Raw genomic sequence first — 24,320 nt, 5'->3', positions numbered from 1 at the left:
ACCACACTTCATTCATCGCGGATGGGACTTGAGGGCGCGCCGAGAAATAGCTGACGGTGATCTGGTTGTCTTCGCCAAGGGGTCGCACGATCAAGAGCCGCGCACGAAGTCATTTGACGACATTCGCGAGTAATTTAGCCGTCGCCTTCGGGTGGCGGCTTTTTCATTGGAGAGAGCGGAGCGGAATTAAAAAGGGATGGCTTCATCCTGCGGCATAGACCGGAGCTTCAAGAAGTCATCGCGGTCAAAGATGCCGTACTTTTCTATCCAGACCTTCAGGTCAAAGGTAGCGTGTCGGACGAACTCTTGCGCGGTTTCCATTTCGGTGAACTCATGTGGCCGTGACGTACCGTCTTCGAGAAGTTCCAAAACCTTGATCTGATACATTGCTGCCTCCTGTTTCCATCAGGATAGCGCATCTGTCTAAATATGCGACCAACAATCAGCCCCGCCATTGAGCGGCTTTTCGCATCATAGGGAGCGGTACTCCTTTCACTCATCCCACCGGGCGATGAGACCATGGCTACACTCGTGTTTGAAGAGAACGCACCGACCGCTCCGGGGCCGCAACCCTGCATTAAGCGGTGTGAAGTGGGCAAGCCCGGTTAAACACTAATCAGGATATTTGGATGCACGATCGTTTGAATTGTTTGCAGCTCCGCATTGAGGCAGCAGCAAAGCGGTATGGCGTTGCGCTTCCCGCCAAGCCTGAGCCCATCGAAGTTGATTGGGAGGCCTGCATGGCGTCGGCTTTAGAGCTTAAGAGGATCGCGCAAAGAGGCAGAGCCAATATTATCAGGGCAATGTGCGAACGCCGTGGGTTTGGTGCGATGCGCATCGGTTTCTAAAGCCATAGATCAAGAGGAACGGATATGAACTGGCAGCCGATAAATATGGCAGCGACGGTCAGCTACGGAACGGTTGCCGTTCTCAAGATGAAAGACGGCACTGTCGTTAAGGCCGTATGGGGCTTCAACGGTAACGAATGCGCTTGGTGGCCGAAGACAGGCAAGCGAGAGCCGATATCTAAGTACAAACCGTCAGCATTCGCAATCATCACCGAGGGCGATGTCCCGAGCCATGATTGGCGCACCGGGTGCATTGCAAACCACGCTGGAGAAGCAGCATGAACCGCAGACGCTTCCTTTCCTTCCTCGGCCTCGCTCCTGTAGCTGCTGCCGTTCCTGCAATGGCGCTGCCAAGAGCGGAGAACGTCAAGAATATCGTTACTGGTGAAGCCGGGCCGGAGATGGTCCTCAACCCGGAGATCACGAAGCCCATGATCTTCAAAGACGGTAAGTTCTGGGTCAACCCTGCCAATATTTATCCAATCGACGTTGATGCGCTAAACCAAGACGTGGCAGCATCGCTTAAGTGGACATCGGACAGCTTCCGCCACATTACCGGCGAACTGGAACGGCTGGGACGCTACTAATGCCCAAGCCCATCCAGTTCATGCAAGCCACATGGCAGGACATCGTAGGATCAAGGCATCTCCATCTCGCAGCAGTCATGCGCGGCAACATGGATATAGCCGATGAAATCCGAGACCAGATGCATGCCAGCTTAGACGCATACCTGGATCACCAGACCGAGGCAGCAGTAGCAGCAGAGCTTAAGGCGAAGGGGTAGAGGATGGCGGAAGAGCAGCAAATCAAATTCCTCGGCAACCTTTCGAGATTGGATGCTCGGCCCGGTGACAAGTTCGTGCTCATGACAGATGAGCCAATATCAGATGATATGAGGCAGAGTATCAATGACGCATGGAACCGCTTCATGGGACCGGATGCGCCAAAGCTTATGGTCCTATCAGACGGGATCAAGATCGGTGTCGTGAGTGGCTAAGATCAAAACCCTCAAGCCTCTCGTATCCACGATGAAGCCAAGGCTGGGATACGCCAAAGGGAATGAGAGAGAGCGGGACCGACTGCGGTATAAAGTCCAGCCATGGCGCAAACTGTATGCGACAACGGCATGGCGAGCGCTGCGGTGGAAGGTTCTGACCCGCGATCTATTTACCTGTCAAATGTGCGGTGTTCTGGAGAGTGACACGTCAAAGCTGGTTGGGGATCACAAGACCCCGCATCGTGGCGATAAGACACTGTTCTTCGATGAAGGTAACGTCTGGACGCTTTGCAAGACATGCCACGACACAGTGAAGCAACGTGAGGAGAAGCGCGGCTACGGCTTTGAGTAGAGGCGGCATTGTGCTAGAAATAGCGAACCGCCGAGATGCTACCAACATGCTCGACGGCTCTAACCAGTAACGATCATGGAAGGATCGCTATGGCTTCGACCTATCTAGTCGAGTGCGTTGTCTGTGGCAACACGGCACAGACCAAGCAGCCCGCAAAATACTGTAGCCAAGAGTGCCGGAACAAACGGCCACGGCCAAATCGTAAGCGCAGCAACAGCGGCAAGCACAGCTTCAAGGAAAAGACGTGTAAGGCGTGTTCGTCAGTCTTCATCGCAAGAGGGGATAACGACCGCATATTCTGCTCTGACGCCTGCAATGCAGATTGGCGCAGGATAACGTCAAAGCCGCCGTCATTCCGCATACTCATGCGTAAGCCAGTTGTGAAGCCCGCTCCTTCGCTGGAGTGTGTGAGATGCGGCGGTGCTCGTACACCAAAGCTGTATGACCGCAAGATGTGCGACGAATGCAGAGAGGCTAATCGGCTCCAGACCAAGGAGCGAGCGAAGCAGGCATTCAAGGCATCAGGACGTAAGGCTGCCGAGCGCAAGGCAAGGAAGCTTCGCCTTCGTGGCGTATCAGTGGAGAGCGTCAATCCACTCACGGTGCTGGAGCGTGACAAGTGGACCTGCCAGCTATGCGGAGTGAAGACACCGAAGAGGCTGCGCGGAACCTACGATGATCGAGCGCCAGAGGTGGACCACATCATTCCGATAGCGCAAGGCGGCGAGCATTCGTATCGCAATACACAATGCGCATGTCGAAAGTGCAACCTGATGAAGTCAGGCACGGCAATGGGGCAGATGAGACTGTTCGGATAGAAGGGGGGCGGGGGTGAAAGTCCAGAACCGCCTCTTCCGCCACTCCCGCGCCCCCCGCACGCGCAGATTTTTTCCCGCTTAACAAAGGCTGTTAATCGATGGCGTTAACTGAACAGAAGCGCCGGTACGCCGAAGCGCGTATGTCAGGCGCGTCGAAAAAAGAGGCTGCAATAGCGGCTGGATGCCCAGAAAAGACGGCTTCACAGGCTGCTTCGAGATATGAGAAAGACCCGGATGTTTTAGCGGCAATAGGGCGCACACATGTGGTAAAAGCGGCTGTTAAGCACGAACCACCGGCAGGCGACCCGAACCCGTACATACCGGCTCAGGCCAGTGATCCCCTCAAGTTCTTCGAGCAGATGATGAATGACCCGGAAGCGGACCCGAAATTGAGGCTTGACGCTGCGAAAGCTCTGGCAAGCTTCACGGTAGCAAAGCCGGGTGAAGGGGGGAAGAAAGAACAGCGTCAGGAAAAGGCAGAGAAGGCTATGAATAGTGGCCGGTTTGCGCCGCGCTCCCGTCCTAATCTGAAAGTCGTGTGATGGTTGAATGGACAACGCGATGCCCAGATTGGGAAAAGCGGATTATCAATCGTCAATCGCTGATCCCTTTCGCCCCGCTATTCCCAGATGAGGCGGCTTACGCGCTGGAGAAGTTTAAGGCGCTTAGAGTGCCTGACCTACCCGGGAAGCCGACATTTGGCGAATGCTGCGAACAGTGGGTATTTGATTTTGTGGCTTCGATCTTTGGAGCGAATGACCCGGAAACAGGGCAGCAGAAGATCGCCGAATATCTTTTGCTCATTGCTAAAAAGAATACGAAATCGACCATTGCTGCCGGTATCATGTTGACGGCGCTGCTTATCGGATGGCGTGAGGAAGAAGAAATCCTCATTCTCGCCCCGACGCTTGAGGTGGCGAATAACAGCTTCAAACCTGCTGCCGGTATGGTGCGGGCTGATGACGAGTTGGCTGATTTGCTGCATGTCCAAGAGCATACCCGCACGATTACGCATCGGGTGAACAGATCAGCGCTCAAGGTTGTCGCGGCTGAAACAGATACGGTCTCCGGTAAGAAATCGGGCCGCATCCTGATCGATGAGCTTTGGGTGTTTGGCAAAAAGCCTAAGTCAGACGCCATGTTGCGCGAAGCAATGGGCGGCATGGTATCGCGTCCAGAAGGTTTTGTGATCTATCTGACCACGCAGAGCGACGAACCTCCCGCTGGCGTTTTCAAGGCGAAGCTCGACTATGCCCGCGATGTGAGAGATGGCAAGATTGAGGACAACAAGTTTCTGCCGGTCCTGTATGAGTTCCCAAAGTCGATGATCGACAGCGGCGAATTTATGAAGTCGGAAAACTTCTACGTCACCAACCCAAATTTAGGTCTTTCGGTTTCATCTGACTGGATTGAACGAGAGCTGACAAAGGAACTGGCAAGCGGTCCTGAAACGAGAAATGTGTTTCTTGCCAAGCATTTGAATGTCGAGATTGGCTCAAATCTGCGCGCCAATCGCTGGCCGGGTGCCGAGTTCTGGGCAGAGCGCACGGACAAGACGATAACCAGTCTCGATGCTTTGTTGGATCGGTGTGAGGTCTGCGTTGTCGGCATCGACGGCGGCGGTCTGGACGACTTATTCGGGATGACAATAGTCGGACGTGAGAAAGGCTCGTGGAACTGGCTCGCATGGTCACATGCATGGTGCCACACAAGCGTTCTTGAACGTCGGAAGTCTATCGCGTCTCTGCTTCGTGATTTCCAGCGGGCAGGGGAATTGACGATTGTCGATGATGCGCTGGAGGACATCTCGGACATCATTGGCAAGATCGACTACGTGAAAGAGCGGGGCTTGCTCGCTTCTGTAGCCGTGGACCCGGCGGGCCTTGGCGACATGATCGAAGCTCTGGATGAAATCGGCGTATCGCAGGAAAACGGCAATCTGGAAGGCGTAGCGCAGGGCTGGCGAATGATGACGGCAATCAAGTCGTCTGAACGCCGCCTTGTGAACGGCACGTTGAGACATGCACCGTCATCGCTGATGGACTGGTGTGTGGGAAATCTCAAGATTGAGCCAACGGCAACCGGGATCAAGGCAACCAAGCAAAACGCGGGCGATGCGAAGATTGACCCGGTGATGGCGCTATTCGACGCGGTGACGGTGATGAGCCGGAACCCGGAGCCAAAGCGGAAACCGCAATATCAGATGCTCATAGTTTAATCTGAGCCTTTCGAACAATTCGACCATTTGGAGGTCCGTCATGGATGATATGACGCGGCGCGCTTATTCATTCTTCGATGTCAAGTCGGTGAATGAAGAGCGGCGCATTATTCGCGGTGTGGCGACGACGCCAACTGTCGATAGGTCTGGCGATATCGTTGATCCGCTTGGCGTCAAGTTCCAGAACCCGCTTGCCTTCCTTTGGCAGCATGATGCTCGCAAACCCATTGGTACGGTAAAGTTTGACAAGCCGACCAAGGACGGCATTGCCTTCGAGGCTGAAATTCCGGTCATAAATGAACCTGGCGCATTGAAAGATCGCGTCGATGAAGCTTGGCAGAGCATCAAGCTCGGCCTTGTAAGGGCAGTTTCTATTGGCTTTCGAGCCTTGGAATACAGCTTCATGGAAAACGGCGGCATCAAGTTCGCTGAGACTGAGGTTTACGAGCTTTCCGCCGTTACTATCCCCGCCAATCAAGAGGCGGTCATTACCGGCCTTGGCAAGAGCATGAATGCTGACGCCATCGCCGTCATCAAACAGTTCGATATCGGTGCGCCTGCCGCGTCTGGCAACAAGGGTACCGATCCTTCTCCCGTCGCTTCGGGAAAACCTTCCACAAAATCCATCAATCTCAAGAAGCCACAGGAGAAAACCATGGCTGAGAAGAAAACTGTTGCCGAGCAGATCGAGGCACTCGAAGCCGCTCGCGTTGAAAAGACCGACCGTATGTCGGCAATCATGCAGAAGTCCATTGATGAAGGCCGTTCGACCGATGAGGCGGAACAAGAAGAGTTCGATGGTCTCGAAGCCGAAGTCGCATCGATTGACGGTGACCTGAAGCGTTACCGTGCGCTCGAAAAGGCTCAGGCTGTCGAAGCCAAGCCGATTAACGCCACCAAGTCGGTAAATTCGTCTGTTGACGTTTCTCGCGGCCCGGTAATCGAGGTCAAGAGCAAGCTCGCGCCTGGCGTTGAATTTGCTCGCTTCGTCAAGTCGCTTGCGGCTGCCAAGGGCGATCCTCTCCGCGCTGTTGAAATCGCGAAGACGCACTATCCTGAACAGACCCGCATTCACAACGTCCTGAAGGCCGCTGTTGCAGCCGGTACGACGACTGATCCGACTTGGGCCGGTGCACTGGTCGATTATCAGAACTTTGCTGGCGACTTCATCGAGTTCCTGCGGCCTTCGACCGTGATCGGCAAGTTCGGCACTGGCAATATCCCGTCGCTGTTCAACGTGCCATTCAACGTCAAAATTCCGGCGCAGACGAGCGGTGGTGATGCATACTGGGTTGGAGAAGGTGCTCCAAAGCCTCTTACCAAGTTCGATTTCTCGCAGATCGAGCTTCGTTGGGCGAAGGTGGCGTCTATCGCAGTTCTGACTGAGGAACTCGTTCGCTTCTCCAATCCGTCTGCTGACCTTCTGGTTCGTAACGCTCTGGGTGATGCGATCCGTGCACGTCTCGATATCGACTTTATCGATCCAGCAAAGGCCGCTGTGGCGAACGTCTCTCCGGCGTCCATCACCAACGGCGTGACCGGCATTCCTTCGACCGGCAATCCGGATCAGGATATCGACGCTCTTTATACGCAGTTCATCACCGCCAACCTTTCGACGGCGAACGGCGTGTTCCTGATGTCGGAAATTCTGGCGCAGCAGCTTGCCCGCGTTAAGAACCCGCTCGGTCAGCGCGAATATCCTGAGATCGGCCCGAAGGGCGGTGTACTGGATGGCCTCCCGGTTATCACCTCTCAGTATATCCCTGCCGGTATGCTGGCTCTCGTTGCCGCTGACCAGATTTATCTGGCTGACGATGGTCAGGTTGTCATCGACGCTTCCCGCGAGGCTTCGCTCCAGATGGTTGATAACCCGGCCAATAACAGCGGAACGGCAACCCCGGCTGAACTCGTATCGCTCTGGCAGACGAATAGCATCGGCATCCGTGCCGAGCGTTATATCAACTGGCAGAAGCGCCGTGCGCAGGCTGTCTCGTTCGTCACGGGTGCAAACTACGGCGGAAATGCTGGCAGCTAATCCGTAGCCTTTACGAATATGCCGGTCGCCTACGGGCGGCTGGCTTCACTCACTGGAGGCGTGATGATCGCTGTTGCATTGTTATCGGTCGCTGTACTTCTGGCCGGGATTTCATCCGTCATCGCCGGGATTTATCTGCTGGCCGGTCTGCCGTGGGCGCTTATTGCCGGTGGTTTGGCAGCGATCATTCTTGCATTCGTTATTCGCGAAGGACTGAGGACAAATGGCTAAGACATCATTCCTCAGTGCCCTTGCTGGCGTTGTGGTGCCTACGCGCAAATCCTTGTCTCCGGTCGATAATCGCGGCGGATGGTGGCCATGGGTGCGCGAACCATTCTCTGGGGCATGGCAGCGCAATATCGAGATCGAGCATGACACAGTAGTCGCCAATCATGCCGTCTTTGCCTGCATGACGCTGATTGCTTCGGATATCGCAAAACTGCGTATCAAGCTCGTACAGAAGGACAGTGACGGCATCTGGTCGGAGATATCCAATCCAGCTTATTCGCCCGTCCTGCGCAAGCCTAACGGATTTCAGACCCGCATTCAGTTCATGGAAAGCTGGATGCTGTCGAAGCTGTCTCGCGGGAATACCTATGTTCTGAAGAAGCGTGATCTTCGTGGGGTCGTGAATGGACTGTATGTCCTCGATCCCACTCGGGTGCGTCCGCTGATTTCGTCCGATGGTTCGATCTTCTATCAGCTTTACGGCGACGATCTGAACCAGATTGAGGACAGTCTTGTCGTTCCGGCCCGTGATATTATCCACGACCGTTTCAACTGCCTGTTTCACCCACTTGTTGGTCTTTCACCAATCTTCGCCAATGGCCTTGCCGCCGTTCAAGGCTTGAAGATGCAGGAGCACTCAGCGCGGTTCTTTGGGAATAATGCCAATCCGGGCGGCATTCTCACTGCCCCAGGTGAAATTGACGACGACACAGCTAAACGGCTCAAGGAATACTGGGAGAGCAACTATACGGGCAAGAATGCCGGTAAGATTGCTGTTCTTGGTGATGGATTGAAGTACCAGCAGCTTCAGATCGCCGCGACGGATGCCCAGCTTGTAGAACAGTTGAAGTGGTCTGCGGAAGTCGTTTGTTCGACGTTCCACGTCCCTGGCTTCCTCATCGGCGTTGGAGCCGAGCCGACTTACAACAATGTAAGCAATCTGACCCTCCGCTATTATTCACAGTGTTTGCAAAAGCTGATGGAAGACGCGGAAGCCTGCCTTGATGAAGGTCTTGGCATGGATGGCGTTACGCTCGGCACCGAGTTTGACGAGGAAGCCCTGATGCGCCTCGATGCGATGACACAGATGGATGTTTTGGAAAAATCCAAGGGCAAACTGACGGTTAACGAACAACGCAAGCGCTTGAACCAGAAGCCAGTTGCTGGTGGCGATACGGTCTACCTTCAGGAACAGGATCACAGCCTTGAGTGGCTTTTACGACGCGATGCGCTGCCGATAGAGGGAGACACTCCCCCGGAACCGGAGCCGCCACAGAAGCGCATTTCTGCGTTGAAGGTTAAGGCGATGTTCGCCGGCAATGACAAATCACGAAAGGCCGCATGATGGACCTGCAAGAAGCTTTTGATCAGGGTTTTGAGGCGGTAAAGTCGTACGTTGATCGGTCGTTTGCTGCTTATGAAGGTCGTTTGAATGATCTTGAAAAGCGCCTCGACAGTCTTCCCACGCCGCGTGATGGTATCGACGGCAAGGATGCTGATCCAGTGGCCATCGCGGCTACAGTCAAGGAAGAATTGGCAGATCAGATAGCGTCCATAGCAGTTGATGCAAAGGGAGCGAGCGAGGAAGCTATTGCGAAGCTACAGGCGGTAGTCGATGAGCAAAAGCAAGCATTCTCTGTTGCCGTATCTGACTTGAGCGATGTCAAGAATGGTTTGGCTGAGGTTACGGCCCGTGTGGCCTCGCTACAGGAAGCCTCTGAACTGCCAGACATCCCGAAGATGATTGATGAGGCTATATCAGCTAAGTTGGGCGTCGAGGACATGGAGCGCAGCATTGAGGAAGTGGTACGCGCTGTAGTGGCTGAAATTCCGGCCCCGCAAGACGGCAAGAGCGTGACGATTGAAGATGTTGCGCCGCTTATCGCATCGGAAGTGGAAAAGCGCGTCAGCGAGCTTCCCAAGCCGAAAGACGGAAAGGATGGCCGGGACGGTCTGGACGTGAAAGACCTATTCCGGGCTGAAGGTGGTATTCTTGTTGCCACGATGAGCGATGGCCGGGTCAAAGAGCTTGGCCGGTTCGTCGGTGAAAAAGGCGAACCAGGCAAAGATGGCGCTGACGGCTTGGGCTTCGATGACCTGACGGTGGAATATGACGGCGAGAAGAATTTTGCCTTCAAGTTCATCAAGGGCGAACGGGTCAAGCAGTTCGATTTCACCCTGCCGGTAGTCCTTGACCGTGGTATCTTCACGAACGGCAAGGAATACACTCCTGGCGACGGAGTGACGTGGGCGGGGCATTACTGGATCGCTCAGACGAAAACCAAGTCCAAACCCGGCGGCGGTGATGACTGGCGTATCGCTGTCAAGCGCGGTCGCGATGGCAAGACGTTCACTGTCAAGGTTGGCGAACAGAAGTCTCCTGTCAGTCTCACGAAGGACGAAGACAATGGCTGATCTTGTCACTCTCGATCAGGTCAAAGCTGGCCTTCGCATTGACCATGACGACGACGATGCGCAATTGGGATTGTTCATATCAGCGGCTTCAGAACGTATCATTCTCTATCTCAAGGGCCGAGCTAAAGAAGTCCTGAATATGGATGACGAAGGCAATGTTGCCGGTCCCGTACCCGCCGCAGTGACCACGGCAACAATGATGCTTGTCGGCTATCTGTATCGCGATCCTGACCAAGACCCGGAAAAGGATTGGGAACTGGGGATGCTCCCGAAGCCTGTTTCTGCCCTGATTTACCAACTTCGCGATCCAGCACTGGCTTAAAATGCAAGTCACCATAAACGGCATCCCTTACGCCCCGGCGTCATCGACGGGCGGCCAGATTGGCATTGCCATTACGACGCACAACCGCGCTGATGTGCTCGCCAAGGCCCTTACAGAGCATGAGAAGTATCGGCCAACGGGTTCGGTATTCGTAGTGGTGGATGACGGGTCTAAGCAGCCGGTCACTGTACCAGAATGGGTGAAGCTGGTTCGAAACGATGTATCTCAAGGCATTGTTTCTGCAAAGAATGCCTGCCTGCGCGCCTTGATGGAAGCCGGTTGTACTGAGTTCTTCCTCTGGGATGACGATGCTTGGCCCATAGCGGATAACTGGCATCAGCCATATATCAACAGCCCGGAGCCGCATCTCGCCTATCAGTTCCTTGATCTGGCTGGTCCTCGGAAGTTGAAGGACATCACCGTTCTTCACCAAGATGCGCGGCACGTGGCCTATTCGGGCCAGCGCGGAGTGATGCTGTATTACCGGCGTGACGTGATCGAGCAGATTGGCGGTTTCGATTGGGTGTATGGCAGAGGGATGTATGAGCATTCCGATCTCGCCATGCGGATTTACCATGCCGGTCTGTCATCGTGGGCATTCGCAGACGTGGCAGGTTCAGGGCAACTGATCTACAGCATGGACGAGCATGAGGCCGTGACACGTTCGGTTTCGGCTGTTGATCGCGATGCTCTGGTCAAGCGCAATGCCGAAATCCATAACCGGCGGCGTGATGCTGGATATACCGCCTATGTTCCACTGATCGAGCCGGTGAATGTGGTACTGACGTCGATGCTGACCGAAGCGGCTGACCCGCAGCGCGGCACGAGATTGCAGGCAACGCCTGACATGCTGGCTTCTTGGGCCAAGAGCATCAAGGGCGGCAAGGCGGTCATTCTGGCCGATCATCTCGACGCGGCACCGGCTGGCGCTGCGATTGCCGAGGTCGAGCCGAGCAACCAGAACCCGTATTTCCTGCGCTGGCTGCATGTCTATGGCTGGCTGCGTGAACATCCAGAAACCGAGTGGGTCTGGGCGACGGACGGCACCGATGTGGAAATGCTGGCAGAGCCGTGGGCACATATGGAACCCGGCAAGCTGTATCTCGGATCGGAGCATAAGACGCTTTCCGATCAATGGATGCTGTCAAATCACCCGGCCAGTCATCTGCAAACCTTTTTGAAGGATAACGGTCATCGCCTGATGCTGAATGCAGGACTGGTCGGCGGAGATCGGCAAACCGTGATGGCGTTCGCCCACGACATGATGAAGGACTGGCATTGGTTGGCATCGCGGCGCTTCTGGAATGTCGAGCGCGCCGGTAACGAAGTCGGGGACATGGCAACGTTCAATTTTGTCGCTTACTCAAAATGGGCTGAAAAGATCGAAACTGGCCCGCGCATCAACACCGTGTTCAAGACAGAAGGTGTTGGGCGGGAATATGCCTTCTGGAAACATAAATGAAAATCGTTGTCGTGGCACATTATTCGCGGCGTGACCGAGCCGAACGGCTTGCTGGACGCCTAGGCGCACATGTCGTCATGGACGAGATCGGTAACGGAGCGTTATTCGGCCACAGGAAGGCGCTGGAGTGGTGTTCTGTCCAGGACGAGCGCTGCGTCATCATGGAAGACGATGCGCTTCCTGTCCCCGATTTCCGGGCGAAGGCACAGGCGTGGCTGGATGACTATCCTGATAGCCTGCTTTCCTTCTACCTGGGTACGGGTCGCCCGCCGCAGTATCAGCCCCAGATCGCCCATGCTGTGACCTATGCCGACGATCCTGATGCGGTGCTTTGTTTGCCGCAACTCATTCACGGTGTTTGCTACAGCATCCCGCAACAGTATGTCCGTGCCGTTGTCGAACGACTGCCACTAATTGGGGCCGCAGATTTCGCCATCGGAAACGCATGGCGCGCTGTTAGCGGCGAGCCGGTTGTCTATACCATCCAGTCACTGGTCGATCACGACGATTTGCCAAGTGTAGAAGTGCACCCAGACGGACAGAAACGAACAGAACCCCGCCGAGCGTGGCGACTGGAGACCGCGAATGGCCGATAATCGATCAGCTGGAACGCTCTATTACAAGGTCGAATGCCAGTCTCGCGAAAAAATAGACGATGGCATGGGGAACGAAATCTCTGGCCCTTGGACCACAATTTTCTCGACCAGAGCCGCATATAGACACCTGCGCGGCGGCGAAACGGTCATAGCCTCTCGGCTTCAGAATAAGCATCCCATGATCGTCACCGTTCGCCGGTCAAGCCAGACGCTTTTGATCAACAATGAATGGCGCTTGGTTGATGGCCGCAACGGTCAGATTTTCAATGTTCGCGATGTCACTGAGGAACTAGACCGACAGTACATTTCGTTTTTGGTAGAAAGAGGAGTTGCGACCTGATGGCCTGGGTACATTTCGTCAAAGACTTCAACTACATGAAGCCGTCTTTTACCATCGCTTACAAAGCGGGGATGACGCTCAACGTCAAAAAGGACTGCGCTGACGAGGCAATTGCCAAGGGGCGCGCCAAGGCAGTGAAAGCGCCCCGCAAAGGCGAGGAGCCTACCCATGGCGATGAAGGCGAGGATTAGAGGCCGAGAACGGCTTGCCCGCGAGCTTCGCGCCATAGCGCCGGAGGCAGAAAAGGAAGCCGCTGAAGAGAAGTTGAAGGTGGCGCAGGAGGCAGCGAAGGCTATTGCCGCACGTGCTCCAGTCGGGCCTTCGACCGATCCGGTGACGGGCGAGCCTCGCACTCCCGGCGCATACAGGGCGAGTATTCGTGGCGGGTACCAGAAAGACAATCCGAACGCTCAGCGTGGGCGAAATCAGCGACAGTCCAAGGACCCATACGCGGCTGCCGTCTTCGCCAACTATATCTGGCGATTTCTAGAATTTGGCACCAAGCCGCACGTGATGAAGAGCGGGATATTCGCGGGCAAGCAGCACCCAGGTACCGAGGCGCAGCCGCACGTGTTTAGCGTCTGGCGCGAGATGAGGCCGAAAGCCAAGCGCAAGATCAACTCCGCTGTTTACCGTGCGATCAAGCGCGTGAGAGGTAAGTAATGGCCTCGCTGAAGAATGAGATACAGAAGGCGCTTTACGACCGCCTGACCGGGTATGCGCCGCTCAATGGCACGAAGGTCTATGACCTGCCGCGAGCGGATACGCCATTCCCATACATCACCATCGGATACGCCGACATCAAACAAAACGATGTGACCTGCAAGAGATCGTGGCGAGCTTATCTCCGCGTAGATGCATGGTCCGACAAGCCCGGTTATCCCGAAGTGAACGACATTTCGGCAGGCATTGAGGATGCGCTTCACAACTACCCGTTGGCGCTTCCAAGCTATCGGCTGATCAGCATCAGCCACATTGGTACCGAGAACTTACGAGCACCGGATGGGATACTCTCTCACGCCGTTTGTGAGTTCGAAGCGTACATCGAGGCGATCTAACCGCCAATCCCAAACATCTGAGAGCAACTAACCCGGTTCGATAGTCGATCCGGCAATAGAGGAATATTACCCATGGCTGACGGACAGCAGATTGGTCGCCTCCTCCTGATCAAGATCGGGAACGGCGCAAGCCCGGAACAGTTTCTGAACCTTTGCGGCCTATCGACCCGCAGCTTCAATATGTCGGCCAATGAGGTCGATACGACAGTAACGAACTGCGAAAACCCGGAAGAGACGCCGCAGCGTACCGCCGAACCCGGCATCAAGAACCGTACCTTCAACGGTCAGGGCCAGTTCATCGCCGGTTCGAACAACACGGCCTTCATCCAGCACGTGAACGACGCTACCAAGTTCAACGCTCAGGTTGTCGTTCCGGGCCTCGGCTCCTACACCGGCCCTTGGTTCGTGTCTGAGTTCGAACTTACCGGCGAAATGGAAGGCAATATGACCTTCAATGCAACCTTTGTTGCCGCTGGACCGCTCACATTCGAACCAGAAGGAGCAGGCAGCTAATGGCTCTCGAAGTTAACGGAGCGCGAGGCGAAGTCCTCATCAATGTAGGCGGCGAGGAAGTGGTTATCGCCGCCACCATTGGCGGACTTTCGATCCTTTCGACACGCCTGGAATGTAAATCGCTTCACGATTTGTACCTTCGCCTATCTGGCGCGGAAATTGCCGCCACAAGCCTAGCGGTCACCGCATTGGCCGTTCGCGGAGATGCGGGCAAAGCCGTATCCAAGATGAAGCTGAAGCATCTCCCCGCAATTGCGGAAGGCATAGCCGAAGCTCTGAAGCATCACTTCGATGATGACGATGAGGGAAACGGGGAAGCCGCCAAGCCGGGGGAGTAGAAACCTTCCCTTGGCGGCAGTGGCAACGAGTGGCTTACGGCGCGCTCAGATGGACGCCGGAAACATTCTGGCGTTCCACCCTTACCGAACTCGTCATCGCGATTGACGGGTACTGCGAGGCGAAGGGCATCAAGAAGGAAACAGGGCCGACAAAAGCCCAGATGAATGAACTTTTGGCGAAGTATGGATAGCAAAAACCCCGCCGAAGCGGGGCAGGGTCAGGCGGCTTCAAGCTCGTGTATTTGGGCAAGCTCTTTCTCTATGGCAGCAGCTTCCGTCTTAAGATCGTAGCTTGCCTGCATGTTCATCCAGAACTCAGGCGTCGTGCGAAAGAACTTGGCAAGACGTAGTGCTGTATCAGGAGACAAACCTGTCTCTTCCTTAGCAAGGCGCTCAATACGAGTGCGAGGAACGTTCAACTCTTTGGCAAGCGCTCCGGCGCTTATGCCAAGCGGGATGAGGTATTCTTCGCGAAGGATTTCGCCGGGATGGACCGGAGGGAGTATGCTGGCCATGGCTTCTTCCTTTCAGTGGTAGTCAACAATCTCGACCTGTTCAGCGCCTGCATCGGTCCAAACGAAGCAAATGCGCCACTGGTCATTGATGCGGATTGAGTGCTGGCCTTTGCGATCTCCATTTAATGCTTCCAGCCTATTACCGGGCGGGGAGCTAAGGTCGCTCAGCACAGCAGCGCTCTCAATCATCGTTAGCTTGCGAATGGACGGTTTTAACAGGTTCGACGGAAAGCCCTTTGGCGCAATTCCCTTTGCAACTGTTTCGGTTGTGTCGTCCCTGTATGATCGTATCATCGCCCGCTCCCGATGCTTGTATCATAGCGTGATACATATAGGTGTCAACGTAAATGTATCAACCCGCGATACATAGCAGCGCGCTCGTTGTGGATCAGGGTCATTTGTCGGCGCGTGTCTTCTCGATCAACGTTTTAATGTCCTTGCTGTTTTCCTCTACGGTTGCAACAAGTTCAGCAAACTTCGCCCAAACGTTACCAGGGATAACCTCAGCGGTGACAATCGGCGCGCCAGTTTCATCGATAGAGGGGCCTCTACCAAGAGAAGCTTCCAGGCGGGCGATTATTTCCGCAGATAAGCTTCTTCTGTTCTCAACAGCGAAGTGTTCCAACGTCTGTTTGAGGTCAACGGGAATAGCAATCTTAAAATGGACGCGCTCTTTTTCGGTCATATGCGACTTATGCCCATAAATTGGCCTTGACGCTATAACCATTTTATGGGTAAATACCCATGTAGTGGTTATAGGTGGACACATGAGCAGAGACAGAATGCAGTTCAAGATCGCCATCCCAACAGAAATGAAGCGATGGCTTGCCATTGAGGCAGCGAAGAATATGCGGTCGCAGTCGGCGGAAATATTGGTGGCTATTCGAGAAAGGATGGATCGCCAAGCGGCAGCGACGGGGGAGAAGTTTGGCGACCTAGCCCCCGCCGCTGCTGGAAACCACACAGACGTTCCAGCGTCCGTGTAATCATCAACCACGGTTTAAAGGGAACCGCAGATGAATACGCACATTATCCAAAATTCCGGCCCGCTTGTCTATAACGGACATGAGCTTACGGTTAAGGCTGAAAGCCTGTCCTTGACTGACATGTGGAAAGCAGCGGGGGAGCCAGAAGGAAAACGACCCGCCAATTGGCAGCGGAAGGAGGGCGCTCCTTTTATAGAGGCCGTTTCGCTGTCGCTAAATGTGCCCGTGGGGCACATTATCAAAACGCAGCGCGGGAAGGGAGGCGCAACGCTGGCCCACTGGCAGATCGCGCTTGCCTACGCCAAATACCTGTCGCCAGAATTCCATATGTGGTGCAATCAGGTTGTTCGCGAACGGATGGAGGGCAGATCGGTAGCAACTGCCAATCTTCCAGACGAGGTGTTGGAGCTTATTCGCCGTAGCGATGGCATTGCTCGGATGCTTGCGCATAAAGTTACGGAAATCGAAAAGCGCGTCTGCGACATGATTATGGTTGATGGGGTAACTGCCGGAGAAGTCTGCGATCTGGCGAAAGTTGCGACCAACTACCCTCGCGGCTTGTCCGGTCGCGTTTCTCGCCGTCTTACGCAATTCTGCATTCGCCATGGTGAACGCCCAAGGGTTAGCCGGCTGGGCCGCGTTAGAGCGCAGCTATTCCCCACGAACCTTGTCCGCGAGTGGCTTGATATAGAAGGCCGTACTCTAATAAGGGGTTGGATACAGGAAAAGCAGGCTCAAGGGGCGCTCCGTCTCGTAAATCGGAGGGCGGCATAATGAAAGACATCATTTCACGCCGTTCTCTGTTGCAGGCCATTCCTGCTGTGGGTGCTGCTGCGGTTGTCCCATCGGTTGCTCTAGCCGTCGAGCCGGAGCATCCGTTAGTGAAAGTAAAACGTCTGGCACGGGAGATTTCGGCAACACTGGAAAGCATTGATCCGGATGATCGACCATCCTGTATAATGGTTTTCCCCGACAACAGCCGGGGCTACCGCTTCGGCATCGTGAGTTAGGAGAGCGCCCTACGGGGCGCTTTTCTGTTGCCCGACAACGCTGACTTCTTCCTCTGTGAAGGCCCCTTTGGTGATACACAGTCTAACTGCTTGAACTTTCTCATTGCTGGGAGGCAGGGTGTAAAGGGCGTCTTTCCCGCCGAAAGAATAAAGTTCGCGAACGCTAACAAAGCAGGGTTCCATTGAAGTCCCCTTGGAGGCACGCTCTTTCTCTAAGTATGCTGATTGCAGGCTAGCCAAGCGTTGTTTTTCGGCTCTGTTTCTAATCTCATTCATCTTAACCCGTTCAGCTTGAGCCAAAGCATCCTTATGAGATTGCTCGAACCAAGCAAGACTTGAATACCTTCTGGAACAGGAAATAGCTTTGTCAATATCTCTACTGCCAGCGATTGATTGCTTGACGATCAACTCGCAAAGGCGAAGCTGCGCTTGGGCTTCACGTTCTCTCTCTAATTCAGCGTTAGCCATATGCAATTGATATCTATCGTAAATCCATAGCAATCCGGCAACAACGACTATTGCAGACGCGAGGGCAACAAGCCCCTTCAACCAACGATCCATGTGAACCCTCAACCCGTCCTGTGTGGCGGGTTTTCTTATAGGACAAGACAACGATGGCTGGCAATCAGGACGATATTGTCATTGGCGTATCTCTAGATACCAAGACGATCAAGACCGGCGTCAACCGCGTTGTGGGCGATATCGACTACATCACTCAGGCTGCATCGCGAAGCTTTGACGCCTTGGGCAAGAAAATCGATAAGGCAATTCCGACTTCGGTTCAGACCCGTATTCAGAACATGGTCGGGATCGGTACGAAATCGACCAAGGAATGGACAGGTGCGCTTGCACAGCAAGGCGCTGAACTGGAAAAGCTCCGCCTGAAGTACAATCCGATATTTGCGGCGGTTAAGCAGTATCAGGCGAGCGTAGTAGATATTCAGCAAGCCCATCGTATCGGCGCTATTTCAGCCGATGAGATGACTACAGCGATCCAGCGCGAACGCAAGGCTACCCTCGATAGTATAGCGGCCATCAAGCAGCGAAACGGCGCTGTCGCGTCCATGCGCACCGCCAATAGCGGTCCGAACCGTTTCAACACTGCGAATATTGCTGCGCAGTTCCAGGATATTGCGGTTACATCAGCAATGGGTATGTCTCCCATTCAGATCGCTTTGCAGCAGGGTACGCAGCTTTCGGCAGTTTTGAATGAAATGGGTCGCGGGAAGGACGTGGTGCGCGGCCTTGGCGCTGCGTTTGCATCAGTCGTCAGCCCGGTTTCGCTTGTCACGATTGGTGTCATCGCTGCTGGTGCAGCATTGGCGCAGTATGTGGCGTCAGCCGGTGACGTAAAGACTGCCGACGACATAATCAAACAGCATGAGGAGAATATTAAGCGTCTCGGCCCCGCATACGAGCAGGCAATCAAAGAGCAGCAGAAGTACGCTACTGAAAGCCCCGCTGTTGTAGGGATTTCTCTTAAAGACGATCAAAAGCAGGCGCTTGAAAAGCAACTTAAAGATGCTCGCGATGCTGTTAACCGCATATTCGCGGCAACGATGGCACCCAACGATAGCACATCTGTTGCTGACATCTTCAAGCCAGCCGAACAGGCTATGGCAACGTTCTTCGCATCCGTACAGGATGGAGCGCCAAAGGTTGCCGCCTTCCGCGAAGAAATCGGGCGGCTGGCTGAGACAGGGAAGCTTACACAGGATGCAGCAGCGGACCTCCTGAAGTTTACCGATACGGCATACGATAGTGAAAGTCGTCTGGGTAGCGTGTCTGGCGAGGTTGACAGGTATGCTGCTGCTTTTGGCGCGCTTCAGGACGCCATTAATCGGGTCAGTTCTGCCAAAGCGCGAGATGAAGCGCAAAAGCTGTACGATCAGTTCAAGGACGGGAAACTATCTGTTGATGAACTCCGTAAAGCGCTGGGGGACTTGTCCGCTAATGCTCCGAACTTGCAAAGTCATGTTGAAGAAATTCTTCGACTGTCGAAGGCGGCGGCCAACGCTAAGGCAGAAATTGACGGCATTTGGAAAGGTGCGCCGGGGCGGGAAGGTCGGCACATGGGGCCGGGTCTCGATCCGAAGTCATTCAATGACCGTTTTGGTGGAAACCAGGACGCTATCGATGCCCTAGAACGTCAGCGGAAAGAGCTTGAGAAGAAGCCGAAGCGTACAGCGGAGGATCGAAAGGCCGAACGCGATGCGAATGCGTACCGCGATCTGGTAAAGTCCGCTCAGGACCGTATCGACCAGCTTAAGCTTGAAGAGCAGTTAGTAGGCAAAACCGGCGTTGCAGCCGAGACCATGCGTATGAAGCTGGAGCTTCTTCAGCGGGCGCAGGACAAAGGGCGCAATGTCAGCGCGGCTCAACGGACTGAAATCGAAAAACTCGCAGAGGCATATGGGAAAGCTGCTGAAAAAGTCGCGGCTATGTCGTTGGCCGAGGAGCTTCAGTTTGAGCGCGCCCAGATGTTCCGCAGCCCGACAGAGCAGCGGGTGCATGGTCAGCTTCGTAGCGCAGGGATAAATCCCGATAGCGATTACGGGAAAATGCTTGCGGGCCAAATCCGCCTTAACGAAAAGCTGGCGGAGGCAAAAGACCTTACGCTAGATTTCGCACAAGGCTTCACGCAAGACCTCATGAACGGCGTTTCTGCGATGGATGCCCTCGCTAATGCGGCTGGGCGTCTTGCCGACAAACTGATTGATATGGCGCTCAATCAAGCCATTAATTCGCTCTTCCAAAATCTGGCTGGCGGCCTTGGCGGTGGCTCTCCATTCGCGAATAGCGGTCAAGTGGCGAATGCCTTTGCCAGCGGCATAGGTGGGCTATGGGCAGACGGTGGGTACACAGGGCAGGGCGGGAAATATGACCCGGCTGGCATCGTCCATAAGGGCGAATATGTGGTTCCGAAGAACATTGTGGACCGTATCGGTGTGCCGAACATCCAGAGGATGTTTAGCGGGTATGCGGGCGGCGGCCTTGTGGGTGGCCCTCGTGTGCCGTCTATCCCATCTGCTGCAAACGAGAATGGCAACGGCGGGATGCGCGTTGACGTTGGCGTCAGCGTCGATAATGACGGAAACCTTCAGGCTTATGTGAAGAACATCTCACAGCAGACGACGAAGCGAGGGATCAAGGCTTACGACAAAACCGGTCCTATTCGCCTACGACGTGACAGCCAGAAGGCAAAGACCTGGGGAGTGGTATGATCGACCTTGTTTCGACGGTTCGCTTCCTGCCGTCTTATCCGCAGCTTATCAGTCCGGTCAGCATGTCCAAGTACGGGAACAGGGCTATTTCATTCGTGGAATATGCCGATCCGTTTCGGACAATCGACATGGAAACGATACCGATGAGAGCTTCGGAGGCTGTTGCGCTTCAGGCTTTCATTGCATCAGCTCGTGGCGGGATGGAAACCATTATCTACCGACCGACGCACATCTGCATTCCTCAAGCCTATTGGGGTAACCCTGATGATCCGCATATCACCAGCACCGCATCACGTGGCACGGTGACGAACGGCTATCAGGTGCAGCTTACGAACGTCGTTCCCGGCCTGATCCTGATGGCAGGGGACCTGATTTCATTCACGAGCGGCACCTATCGGCAGATGGCGCAAGTCACGATTGGCGCAACGGCGGCAAGCACTCAGATGACTGTCACGGTCGATCAGCCGATTGCGTCCTATATCGCGGCGGGTGCAGTCGTCAGGTTCAAAAAGCCAGAACTGAATACCCGCCTTGTGCCGGGATCATTCCAGATGAGTAGGGGGCCGTTTCCGACTGCAACCTTCCAGTTAACGGAGGTTCCGCGCTAATGGCTTTCCCTACGCGACTGCAACAGTGCCTTACCGAAGGGCGTATCATCGTCCGATCCATGGGTGATTTCATGTTTGGGACAGGTGCGTGGTATATGTGGAACGGCATGTCTGAACTGGTATGGAACGGGAATACCTACATCCCGAACCAGCTCATTTCGATTGAAGAGCCTGACTACCAGATGGGTTCGGACGCCGTTCCGTTTGTCATCACCATGCCGTCAGCAGCTGATTTCGGCGTGACGCCTGACAAGCTGGCCCAGATAGAAAGCCTGGATTACAAAAACCGCTTAGTGATCCTATACGACGCGTATTTCGATCCTGATACGCGGGAACTCTTGCACGTTGAACCGATGCGGCGCGGGCTGATCGACACGATTGATCACGTCTTCGACGGTGACGGCTTCATGCTTCAGGCGAATGTCATATCGTTGGCGCAGGAAAATCACCGTGACGGCTATCGAACAGCATCCCATGAAGATCAGCAACTGATCTCTCCCGGCGATAGGTTTTTCGAGTACGCGTCCACCGTCAAACGCGAAAACTTCCACATAACGGCACCGTAAACCATGCGACATCCAGAATGGGAAAAACGCCTCGTAGCAGTTACGGAGGCGCATCTAAAAACGCCCATGGTTTGGGGGCAGTCTGATTGCGTACTGCTGGCCGCTGACGTGGTGGAGGCCGTTCGCGGCGATGATCCCGCGTCGGATATCCGAGGCAAGTACAAGAGCAAGACAGGCGCTTATCGCCTGATAAAACAGCGCGGCTTCAATACCGTGTCCGATGTTGTGTCCAGCCAATTTGAGGAAATCCCCGCAGCCATGGCGCAACGGGGCGATTTGGGCGTCTACGAGAACACCGCTGGGTACTTCTGCGAGTATGGGTTCGCCGTGAAAAGCGAAGACGGCTTGCGTTTCCTCCCGCGCACGATGGCTGAGAAGGCTTTCAAGGTTTCCTGATGAAATATTTGCTGGTTATCCTGTTTGCGCTGCTGGCAACGCCTGCGGCGGCGGACCCTATTACTCTTGTGGTCGGCGCTCTCAGCAGTGCAGGATCGTGGCTGTTCGGCGGGACTGTACTCGCGAATATCGTCTTAGGCGGCTTGGCCGCTGCGGCGAAGTACGTTCTGGGGTCGATATTCCAGCAAAAGCCGAAATCGCAGGCGTCAAAGACCGAGACGCAATATGGCGAAAACCTTGTCCGCGAAGTTGGCTTTGGCACGTTCGGAACGATGGGCCATCACGTTTACCGTAATGCCTTCGGCAAGGGCAACCGGATGGTGCAGGACGTCTATAAACTGTCGGATTTCCGCTGCCTTGAATTGCTCCGCGTGTCGATGGACGGCGAATGGAAGAACCTATCGCCGAACGAGGAAACCAAGTATGGCGACACGTGGGGCCGCAAGGTTCTCGGCGTGCATGAAGGCGGCGAAGTCTGGGTACGTTTTCATGCTGGCACGATGGATCAGGCGGCAGACCCGCAACTGATCGCTCATGCAAATCCGGCTGGACGCTGGACGCCTGCGCATCGTGGTGCTGGCTGTTGCTATGTCGTCGTCACTTCCCGCATGGAGGCAGACAATCTCACTGCACCACCTAGCCTGATGTTCGAGGTAAAGGGCGCGCCTGCCTACGATCCCCGCAAGGATACAACAGTCGGCGGGTCTGGCTCGCATCGTTGGTCTGATCAGAACACATGGGAATATACCGACAATCCAGCCGTCATAATGTACAACCTGGAAAGGGGCATCTACAACGGCACGGAAAGGATCGTCGGTCGCGGAGTAGCTGCGAGCCGTCTCCCGCTGTCGGAATGGTTCACCGCGATGAATATTTGCGATGAGACCATGCCGGACGGCAGTAAACGATACACTGCCGCATTGATCGCATCTTCCGGGGATGGTGTCACCCACGACAGCAACATGACGCCTTTGCGAGAGGCATGTGCAGGATCGTGGATCGAAGGAGTAACCGGTGAGTATCCGATTGTTGGCGCTAATCAGGCCGTTGTTTTCACAATCACAGATGACGATATCAATTGGGAAAAACCGTTTACGCTGTCGCTGACGCGGCCCCGTGCCGAGTTGGTGAATACAGTTGCCGGTAGCTATGTCAGCCCCGATGCCTTCTATGAGACCGTTCCACTGGCAACGCGTATTGATGAAATCGCCTTGGCACAGGACCGCGAACGCTTGGCATCGAAAGTTGATTACACCGCTGTTGTAGATCATCGAGTTGGTGACCGGCTGGCAGATATTGCGATCCGGGCGTCCCGCTATCAGGCGAACGGCCAGTTCACCATTCACCCGAAGTTTCTCGAACTGAAAGTAGGCTCGTGGGGTGTGTTCCAGTCGGAGCGCTATAACTTCACCAAGACGTTCCAAATCCAGTCGAAGGGCCTTGGACCGCTTGGTGAGGATGGCACTCGCGACGTAACTATTTCCGTGCAGGAAGTCGGCAACGGCATCTTTGATCCGACGGCATATGAAACCAACCCGCCTGTGCCGATCCCGGTCGGGCCTCCCGACTATCTGGGCGAGGTGCAAGGCTTCTTTGCAATAGCAAACAAGGTCGTGGGTGACGATGGCGACGAACACCCAGGCATTCGTCTGCTTTGGGATGCGATTGACGACGTGACGGTTGCGGGTGTCGAGATACAGTATTGGCCGGATAACGATCCGACACAGGTATTCAACGACTACGTTACCAAGGACGTGACCGTTGTTCAGATCGTGAACGGCCTGACAAGCCTGACGGAATGGTGGGTCCGCACACGCCTTCGTGTGGCTTCGGGCACTCGACCTGTTACATGGGCCGCTGCGGTGAAGGTGACGACGCTGGACGCTCGTGGCGACGAAAGCCCAGTCGATTATGGTCGGCTCGACGGCGACCTTAAGGGCCTTGTCAACTGGATAACAGATGACCGGCGCGAGATTATTCGGCAGGCTCAGGAGAACGCCACCGCCACAGCCGATGACGCGCTCAAGGGGTTCGCGAACGTTCTTCGCCTCAGCCAGCAACTGACAAGCACGTTTGGTTCTGCAAAAGCTCAGTGGAAACAGGATATTTTTGTTGCCACCGGGCCGAACAGTGCCATCGGTCAACAACTGACCGAAATCAATGCGCAATTATTCACCGACGACGGCGCAAGCGTCATTGATCTGATGCAGGCCCGTGTTGATGGCGTCAAAGGCGATGTAACTGCCATTTCCAACGCGCTGACCGAAGTGAACGCTTCTGTAGACGGCACAGTGGCAAATGCGGCGTGGCGTATGACGGCGCAGGCGGGCAGTGGCGGCAGTTCGGTGAAGATTTCGGCCTTCGCCCGTCTTGGTATCGGTGACGCTTGGAAGCAGGCAGGCTGGTTCGTGAATGTCACGCCGACTGGCGGCCAGTTTGTTGTTGTATCTAACCAGTTTGCTATCGCTAATCCCA

General features: G+C 54.9%; 33 protein-coding genes and 1 pseudogene. 29 read left to right on the top strand and 5 right to left on the bottom strand.

The annotated features are described in order from the left end of the window. Window positions 1-186: 186 nt before the first annotated feature. A complete protein-coding gene (locus F9K78_RS16770; RefSeq protein WP_121981416.1) occupies window positions 187-387 on the bottom strand; it encodes a hypothetical protein in 201 nt (66 codons plus the stop codon). A 242-nt stretch (window positions 388-629) separates the two neighbouring features. Between F9K78_RS16770 and F9K78_RS16765 the strand changes: the two genes are divergently transcribed. From F9K78_RS16765 to F9K78_RS22375, 22 genes and pseudogenes are all read left to right on the top strand, one after another. Next, complete coding sequence (locus F9K78_RS16765) at window positions 630-848, top strand: hypothetical protein (protein WP_151682435.1); 219 nt, start codon at window positions 630-632, stop codon at window positions 846-848. 24 nt (window positions 849-872) lie between these two features. Beyond that, window positions 873-1,130 carry a hypothetical protein gene (locus F9K78_RS16760; RefSeq protein WP_151682434.1) on the top strand — a complete coding sequence of 86 codons (258 nt, stop codon included), beginning with the start codon at window positions 873-875 and terminating at the stop codon, window positions 1,128-1,130. Then, complete coding sequence (locus tag F9K78_RS16755; protein WP_151682433.1) at window positions 1,127-1,435, top strand: hypothetical protein; 309 nt, start codon at window positions 1,127-1,129, stop codon at window positions 1,433-1,435. The genes F9K78_RS16760 and F9K78_RS16755 overlap by 4 nt, the downstream gene beginning before the upstream one ends. A gap of 200 nt (window positions 1,436-1,635) precedes the next feature. Next, window positions 1,636-1,845 carry a phage portal family protein gene (locus tag F9K78_RS16750; protein WP_151682432.1) on the top strand — a complete coding sequence of 70 codons (210 nt, stop codon included), beginning with the start codon at window positions 1,636-1,638 and terminating at the stop codon, window positions 1,843-1,845. A 31-nt stretch (window positions 1,846-1,876) separates the two neighbouring features. Further along, window positions 1,877-2,197, top strand: coding sequence for an HNH endonuclease (locus tag F9K78_RS22285; RefSeq protein ID WP_151682522.1), 321 nt, complete (start codon window positions 1,877-1,879; stop codon window positions 2,195-2,197). Between the two features lie 452 nt (window positions 2,198-2,649). Beyond that, window positions 2,650-3,015 (top strand): HNH endonuclease, encoded by a 366-nt coding sequence (locus tag F9K78_RS21920; RefSeq protein ID WP_167518129.1) that lies wholly within the window; start codon window positions 2,650-2,652, stop codon window positions 3,013-3,015. Between the two features lie 98 nt (window positions 3,016-3,113). Then, window positions 3,114-3,557 (top strand): terminase small subunit, encoded by a 444-nt coding sequence (locus F9K78_RS16735; protein WP_151682430.1) that lies wholly within the window; start codon window positions 3,114-3,116, stop codon window positions 3,555-3,557. After that, window positions 3,557-5,233 (top strand): terminase large subunit, encoded by a 1,677-nt coding sequence (locus tag F9K78_RS16730; protein ID WP_151682429.1) that lies wholly within the window; start codon window positions 3,557-3,559, stop codon window positions 5,231-5,233. The genes F9K78_RS16735 and F9K78_RS16730 overlap by 1 nt, the downstream gene beginning before the upstream one ends. 40 nt (window positions 5,234-5,273) lie before the next feature. Continuing rightward, window positions 5,274-7,268, top strand: a complete 1,995-nt coding sequence (locus tag F9K78_RS16725) for a phage major capsid protein (RefSeq protein WP_208851929.1) — start codon at window positions 5,274-5,276, stop codon at window positions 7,266-7,268. Window positions 7,269-7,331: 63 nt separating this feature from the next. Next, on the top strand, window positions 7,332-7,499 hold the full coding sequence (locus tag F9K78_RS21915; protein ID WP_167518128.1) for a hypothetical protein: 168 nt from the start codon (window positions 7,332-7,334) through the stop codon (window positions 7,497-7,499). Beyond that, window positions 7,492-8,841, top strand: a complete 1,350-nt coding sequence (locus tag F9K78_RS16720) for a phage portal protein (RefSeq protein WP_151682428.1) — start codon at window positions 7,492-7,494, stop codon at window positions 8,839-8,841. The genes F9K78_RS21915 and F9K78_RS16720 overlap by 8 nt, the downstream gene beginning before the upstream one ends. Then, window positions 8,838-9,911, top strand: a complete 1,074-nt coding sequence (locus tag F9K78_RS16715; RefSeq protein ID WP_151682427.1) for a hypothetical protein — start codon at window positions 8,838-8,840, stop codon at window positions 9,909-9,911. Before F9K78_RS16720 ends, F9K78_RS16715 begins: the two co-directional genes overlap by 4 nt. Continuing rightward, the gene (locus tag F9K78_RS16710; protein WP_151682426.1) at window positions 9,904-10,233 is read left to right on the top strand and encodes a head-tail connector protein; all 330 of its coding nucleotides are present in this window, start codon (window positions 9,904-9,906) and stop codon (window positions 10,231-10,233) included. The genes F9K78_RS16715 and F9K78_RS16710 overlap by 8 nt, the downstream gene beginning before the upstream one ends. Before the next feature lies 1 nt (window position 10,234). Beyond that, window positions 10,235-11,695 carry a glycosyltransferase family 2 protein gene (locus tag F9K78_RS16705; protein WP_151682425.1) on the top strand — a complete coding sequence of 487 codons (1,461 nt, stop codon included), beginning with the start codon at window positions 10,235-10,237 and terminating at the stop codon, window positions 11,693-11,695. Further along, the gene (locus F9K78_RS16700) at window positions 11,692-12,291 is read left to right on the top strand and encodes a hypothetical protein (RefSeq protein ID WP_151682424.1); all 600 of its coding nucleotides are present in this window, start codon (window positions 11,692-11,694) and stop codon (window positions 12,289-12,291) included. Before F9K78_RS16705 ends, F9K78_RS16700 begins: the two co-directional genes overlap by 4 nt. Then, window positions 12,281-12,631, top strand: a complete 351-nt coding sequence (locus tag F9K78_RS16695; protein ID WP_151682423.1) for a head-tail adaptor protein — start codon at window positions 12,281-12,283, stop codon at window positions 12,629-12,631. Before F9K78_RS16700 ends, F9K78_RS16695 begins: the two co-directional genes overlap by 11 nt. Continuing rightward, window positions 12,631-12,822, top strand: a complete 192-nt coding sequence (locus F9K78_RS16690) for a hypothetical protein (RefSeq protein ID WP_151682422.1) — start codon at window positions 12,631-12,633, stop codon at window positions 12,820-12,822. The genes F9K78_RS16695 and F9K78_RS16690 overlap by 1 nt, the downstream gene beginning before the upstream one ends. Further along, the gene (locus tag F9K78_RS16685) at window positions 12,800-13,294 is read left to right on the top strand and encodes an HK97 gp10 family phage protein (protein ID WP_151682421.1); all 495 of its coding nucleotides are present in this window, start codon (window positions 12,800-12,802) and stop codon (window positions 13,292-13,294) included. Before F9K78_RS16690 ends, F9K78_RS16685 begins: the two co-directional genes overlap by 23 nt. Beyond that, window positions 13,294-13,689 carry a DUF3168 domain-containing protein gene (locus tag F9K78_RS16680; protein ID WP_151682420.1) on the top strand — a complete coding sequence of 132 codons (396 nt, stop codon included), beginning with the start codon at window positions 13,294-13,296 and terminating at the stop codon, window positions 13,687-13,689. The genes F9K78_RS16685 and F9K78_RS16680 overlap by 1 nt, the downstream gene beginning before the upstream one ends. Window positions 13,690-13,761: 72 nt before the next feature. After that, window positions 13,762-14,202, top strand: a complete 441-nt coding sequence (locus tag F9K78_RS16675) for a phage tail tube protein (protein WP_151682419.1) — start codon at window positions 13,762-13,764, stop codon at window positions 14,200-14,202. After that, window positions 14,202-14,540: a hypothetical protein gene (locus tag F9K78_RS16670; RefSeq protein WP_151682418.1), complete on the top strand. Its 339-nt coding sequence runs from the start codon at window positions 14,202-14,204 to the stop codon at window positions 14,538-14,540. The genes F9K78_RS16675 and F9K78_RS16670 overlap by 1 nt, the downstream gene beginning before the upstream one ends. 17 nt (window positions 14,541-14,557) lie before the next feature. After that, window positions 14,558-14,731, top strand: a pseudogene (locus tag F9K78_RS22375) (phage tail assembly chaperone); the annotation flags it as partial. A gap of 27 nt (window positions 14,732-14,758) precedes the next feature. On the opposite strand, the gene F9K78_RS16660 reads toward F9K78_RS22375, so the two are convergent. From F9K78_RS16660 to F9K78_RS16650, 3 genes are all read right to left on the bottom strand, one after another. Then, a complete protein-coding gene (locus tag F9K78_RS16660) occupies window positions 14,759-15,055 on the bottom strand; it encodes a HigA family addiction module antitoxin (protein ID WP_151682417.1) in 297 nt (98 codons plus the stop codon). Between the two features lie 12 nt (window positions 15,056-15,067). Next, on the bottom strand, window positions 15,068-15,349 hold the full coding sequence (locus F9K78_RS16655; RefSeq protein WP_151682416.1) for a type II toxin-antitoxin system RelE/ParE family toxin: 282 nt from the start codon (window positions 15,347-15,349) through the stop codon (window positions 15,068-15,070). Between the two features lie 100 nt (window positions 15,350-15,449). Beyond that, window positions 15,450-15,740 carry an Arc family DNA-binding protein gene (locus F9K78_RS16650; RefSeq protein ID WP_167518127.1) on the bottom strand — a complete coding sequence of 97 codons (291 nt, stop codon included), beginning with the start codon at window positions 15,738-15,740 and terminating at the stop codon, window positions 15,450-15,452. A gap of 331 nt (window positions 15,741-16,071) precedes the next feature. On the opposite strand from F9K78_RS16650, the gene F9K78_RS16640 reads away from it, so the two are divergent. Together F9K78_RS16640 and F9K78_RS16635 are read left to right on the top strand one after the other, a co-directional pair. After that, the gene (locus tag F9K78_RS16640; RefSeq protein ID WP_151682414.1) at window positions 16,072-16,815 is read left to right on the top strand and encodes a KilA-N domain-containing protein; all 744 of its coding nucleotides are present in this window, start codon (window positions 16,072-16,074) and stop codon (window positions 16,813-16,815) included. After that, on the top strand, window positions 16,815-17,051 hold the full coding sequence (locus tag F9K78_RS16635; RefSeq protein ID WP_151682413.1) for a twin-arginine translocation signal domain-containing protein: 237 nt from the start codon (window positions 16,815-16,817) through the stop codon (window positions 17,049-17,051). The genes F9K78_RS16640 and F9K78_RS16635 overlap by 1 nt, the downstream gene beginning before the upstream one ends. A 9-nt stretch (window positions 17,052-17,060) precedes the next feature. Here F9K78_RS16635 and F9K78_RS16630 read toward each other — a convergent pair whose 3' ends face one another. Next, a complete protein-coding gene (locus F9K78_RS16630; RefSeq protein WP_151682412.1) occupies window positions 17,061-17,612 on the bottom strand; it encodes a hypothetical protein in 552 nt (183 codons plus the stop codon). Window positions 17,613-17,665: 53 nt separating this feature from the next. Here F9K78_RS16630 and F9K78_RS16625 point away from each other — a divergent pair, with 53 nt between their 5' ends. The 5 genes from F9K78_RS16625 to F9K78_RS16605 all read left to right on the top strand — a co-directional run. Further along, entirely contained in the window at window positions 17,666-20,275 is a 2,610-nt protein-coding gene (locus F9K78_RS16625) for a phage tail length tape measure family protein (RefSeq protein WP_235925461.1), read from the top strand. After that, a complete protein-coding gene (locus F9K78_RS16620; RefSeq protein WP_151682411.1) occupies window positions 20,272-20,883 on the top strand; it encodes a hypothetical protein in 612 nt (203 codons plus the stop codon). Before F9K78_RS16625 ends, F9K78_RS16620 begins: the two co-directional genes overlap by 4 nt. 107 nt (window positions 20,884-20,990) lie before the next feature. After that, on the top strand, window positions 20,991-21,449 hold the full coding sequence (locus F9K78_RS16615; protein ID WP_235925460.1) for a hypothetical protein: 459 nt from the start codon (window positions 20,991-20,993) through the stop codon (window positions 21,447-21,449). A gap of 3 nt (window positions 21,450-21,452) precedes the next feature. Beyond that, on the top strand, window positions 21,453-21,845 hold the full coding sequence (locus F9K78_RS16610) for a DUF6950 family protein (protein WP_151682410.1): 393 nt from the start codon (window positions 21,453-21,455) through the stop codon (window positions 21,843-21,845). Continuing rightward, the coding region (locus F9K78_RS16605; RefSeq protein WP_151682409.1) for a phage tail protein at window positions 21,845-24,320 on the top strand (2,476 nt) is incomplete at its 3' end. The genes F9K78_RS16610 and F9K78_RS16605, both read left to right, overlap by 1 nt.

Source organism: Brucella pseudintermedia, assembly GCF_008932435.1.
Classification (GTDB): Bacteria; Pseudomonadota; Alphaproteobacteria; order Rhizobiales; family Rhizobiaceae; genus Brucella; species Brucella pseudintermedia.
The sequence above is the reverse complement of the archived record's forward strand: the minus strand, read 5'-3'. Positions and strand labels throughout refer to the sequence as shown.

What these genes read in the sequence shown, in the direction of transcription:
- F9K78_RS16770 (WP_121981416.1), bottom strand. Translation starts at nt 387, where the DNA reads ATGTATCAGATCAAGGTTTTGGAACTTCTCGAAGACGGTACGTCACGG.
- F9K78_RS16765 (WP_151682435.1), top strand. Translation starts at nt 630, where the DNA reads ATGCACGATCGTTTGAATTGTTTGCAGCTCCGCATTGAGGCAGCAGCA.
- F9K78_RS16760 (WP_151682434.1), top strand. Translation starts at nt 873, where the DNA reads ATGAACTGGCAGCCGATAAATATGGCAGCGACGGTCAGCTACGGAACG.
- F9K78_RS16755 (WP_151682433.1), top strand. Translation starts at nt 1,127, where the DNA reads ATGAACCGCAGACGCTTCCTTTCCTTCCTCGGCCTCGCTCCTGTAGCT.
- F9K78_RS16750 (WP_151682432.1), top strand. Translation starts at nt 1,636, where the DNA reads ATGGCGGAAGAGCAGCAAATCAAATTCCTCGGCAACCTTTCGAGATTG.
- F9K78_RS22285 (WP_151682522.1), top strand. Translation starts at nt 1,877, where the DNA reads ATGAAGCCAAGGCTGGGATACGCCAAAGGGAATGAGAGAGAGCGGGAC.
- F9K78_RS21920 (WP_167518129.1), top strand. Translation starts at nt 2,650, where the DNA reads ATGTGCGACGAATGCAGAGAGGCTAATCGGCTCCAGACCAAGGAGCGA.
- F9K78_RS16735 (WP_151682430.1), top strand. Translation starts at nt 3,114, where the DNA reads ATGGCGTTAACTGAACAGAAGCGCCGGTACGCCGAAGCGCGTATGTCA.
- F9K78_RS16730 (WP_151682429.1), top strand. Translation starts at nt 3,557, where the DNA reads ATGGTTGAATGGACAACGCGATGCCCAGATTGGGAAAAGCGGATTATC.
- F9K78_RS16725 (WP_208851929.1), top strand. Translation starts at nt 5,274, where the DNA reads ATGGATGATATGACGCGGCGCGCTTATTCATTCTTCGATGTCAAGTCG.
- F9K78_RS21915 (WP_167518128.1), top strand. Translation starts at nt 7,332, where the DNA reads ATGATCGCTGTTGCATTGTTATCGGTCGCTGTACTTCTGGCCGGGATT.
- F9K78_RS16720 (WP_151682428.1), top strand. Translation starts at nt 7,492, where the DNA reads ATGGCTAAGACATCATTCCTCAGTGCCCTTGCTGGCGTTGTGGTGCCT.
- F9K78_RS16715 (WP_151682427.1), top strand. Translation starts at nt 8,838, where the DNA reads ATGATGGACCTGCAAGAAGCTTTTGATCAGGGTTTTGAGGCGGTAAAG.
- F9K78_RS16710 (WP_151682426.1), top strand. Translation starts at nt 9,904, where the DNA reads ATGGCTGATCTTGTCACTCTCGATCAGGTCAAAGCTGGCCTTCGCATT.
- F9K78_RS16705 (WP_151682425.1), top strand. Translation starts at nt 10,235, where the DNA reads ATGCAAGTCACCATAAACGGCATCCCTTACGCCCCGGCGTCATCGACG.
- F9K78_RS16700 (WP_151682424.1), top strand. Translation starts at nt 11,692, where the DNA reads ATGAAAATCGTTGTCGTGGCACATTATTCGCGGCGTGACCGAGCCGAA.
- F9K78_RS16695 (WP_151682423.1), top strand. Translation starts at nt 12,281, where the DNA reads ATGGCCGATAATCGATCAGCTGGAACGCTCTATTACAAGGTCGAATGC.
- F9K78_RS16690 (WP_151682422.1), top strand. Translation starts at nt 12,631, where the DNA reads ATGGCCTGGGTACATTTCGTCAAAGACTTCAACTACATGAAGCCGTCT.
- F9K78_RS16685 (WP_151682421.1), top strand. Translation starts at nt 12,800, where the DNA reads ATGGCGATGAAGGCGAGGATTAGAGGCCGAGAACGGCTTGCCCGCGAG.
- F9K78_RS16680 (WP_151682420.1), top strand. Translation starts at nt 13,294, where the DNA reads ATGGCCTCGCTGAAGAATGAGATACAGAAGGCGCTTTACGACCGCCTG.
- F9K78_RS16675 (WP_151682419.1), top strand. Translation starts at nt 13,762, where the DNA reads ATGGCTGACGGACAGCAGATTGGTCGCCTCCTCCTGATCAAGATCGGG.
- F9K78_RS16670 (WP_151682418.1), top strand. Translation starts at nt 14,202, where the DNA reads ATGGCTCTCGAAGTTAACGGAGCGCGAGGCGAAGTCCTCATCAATGTA.
- F9K78_RS16660 (WP_151682417.1), bottom strand. Translation starts at nt 15,055, where the DNA reads ATGGCCAGCATACTCCCTCCGGTCCATCCCGGCGAAATCCTTCGCGAA.
- F9K78_RS16655 (WP_151682416.1), bottom strand. Translation starts at nt 15,349, where the DNA reads ATGATACGATCATACAGGGACGACACAACCGAAACAGTTGCAAAGGGA.
- F9K78_RS16650 (WP_167518127.1), bottom strand. Translation starts at nt 15,740, where the DNA reads ATGACCGAAAAAGAGCGCGTCCATTTTAAGATTGCTATTCCCGTTGAC.
- F9K78_RS16640 (WP_151682414.1), top strand. Translation starts at nt 16,072, where the DNA reads ATGAATACGCACATTATCCAAAATTCCGGCCCGCTTGTCTATAACGGA.
- F9K78_RS16635 (WP_151682413.1), top strand. Translation starts at nt 16,815, where the DNA reads ATGAAAGACATCATTTCACGCCGTTCTCTGTTGCAGGCCATTCCTGCT.
- F9K78_RS16630 (WP_151682412.1), bottom strand. Translation starts at nt 17,612, where the DNA reads ATGGATCGTTGGTTGAAGGGGCTTGTTGCCCTCGCGTCTGCAATAGTC.
- F9K78_RS16625 (WP_235925461.1), top strand. Translation starts at nt 17,666, where the DNA reads ATGGCTGGCAATCAGGACGATATTGTCATTGGCGTATCTCTAGATACC.
- F9K78_RS16620 (WP_151682411.1), top strand. Translation starts at nt 20,272, where the DNA reads ATGATCGACCTTGTTTCGACGGTTCGCTTCCTGCCGTCTTATCCGCAG.
- F9K78_RS16615 (WP_235925460.1), top strand. Translation starts at nt 20,991, where the DNA reads ATGTCTGAACTGGTATGGAACGGGAATACCTACATCCCGAACCAGCTC.
- F9K78_RS16610 (WP_151682410.1), top strand. Translation starts at nt 21,453, where the DNA reads ATGCGACATCCAGAATGGGAAAAACGCCTCGTAGCAGTTACGGAGGCG.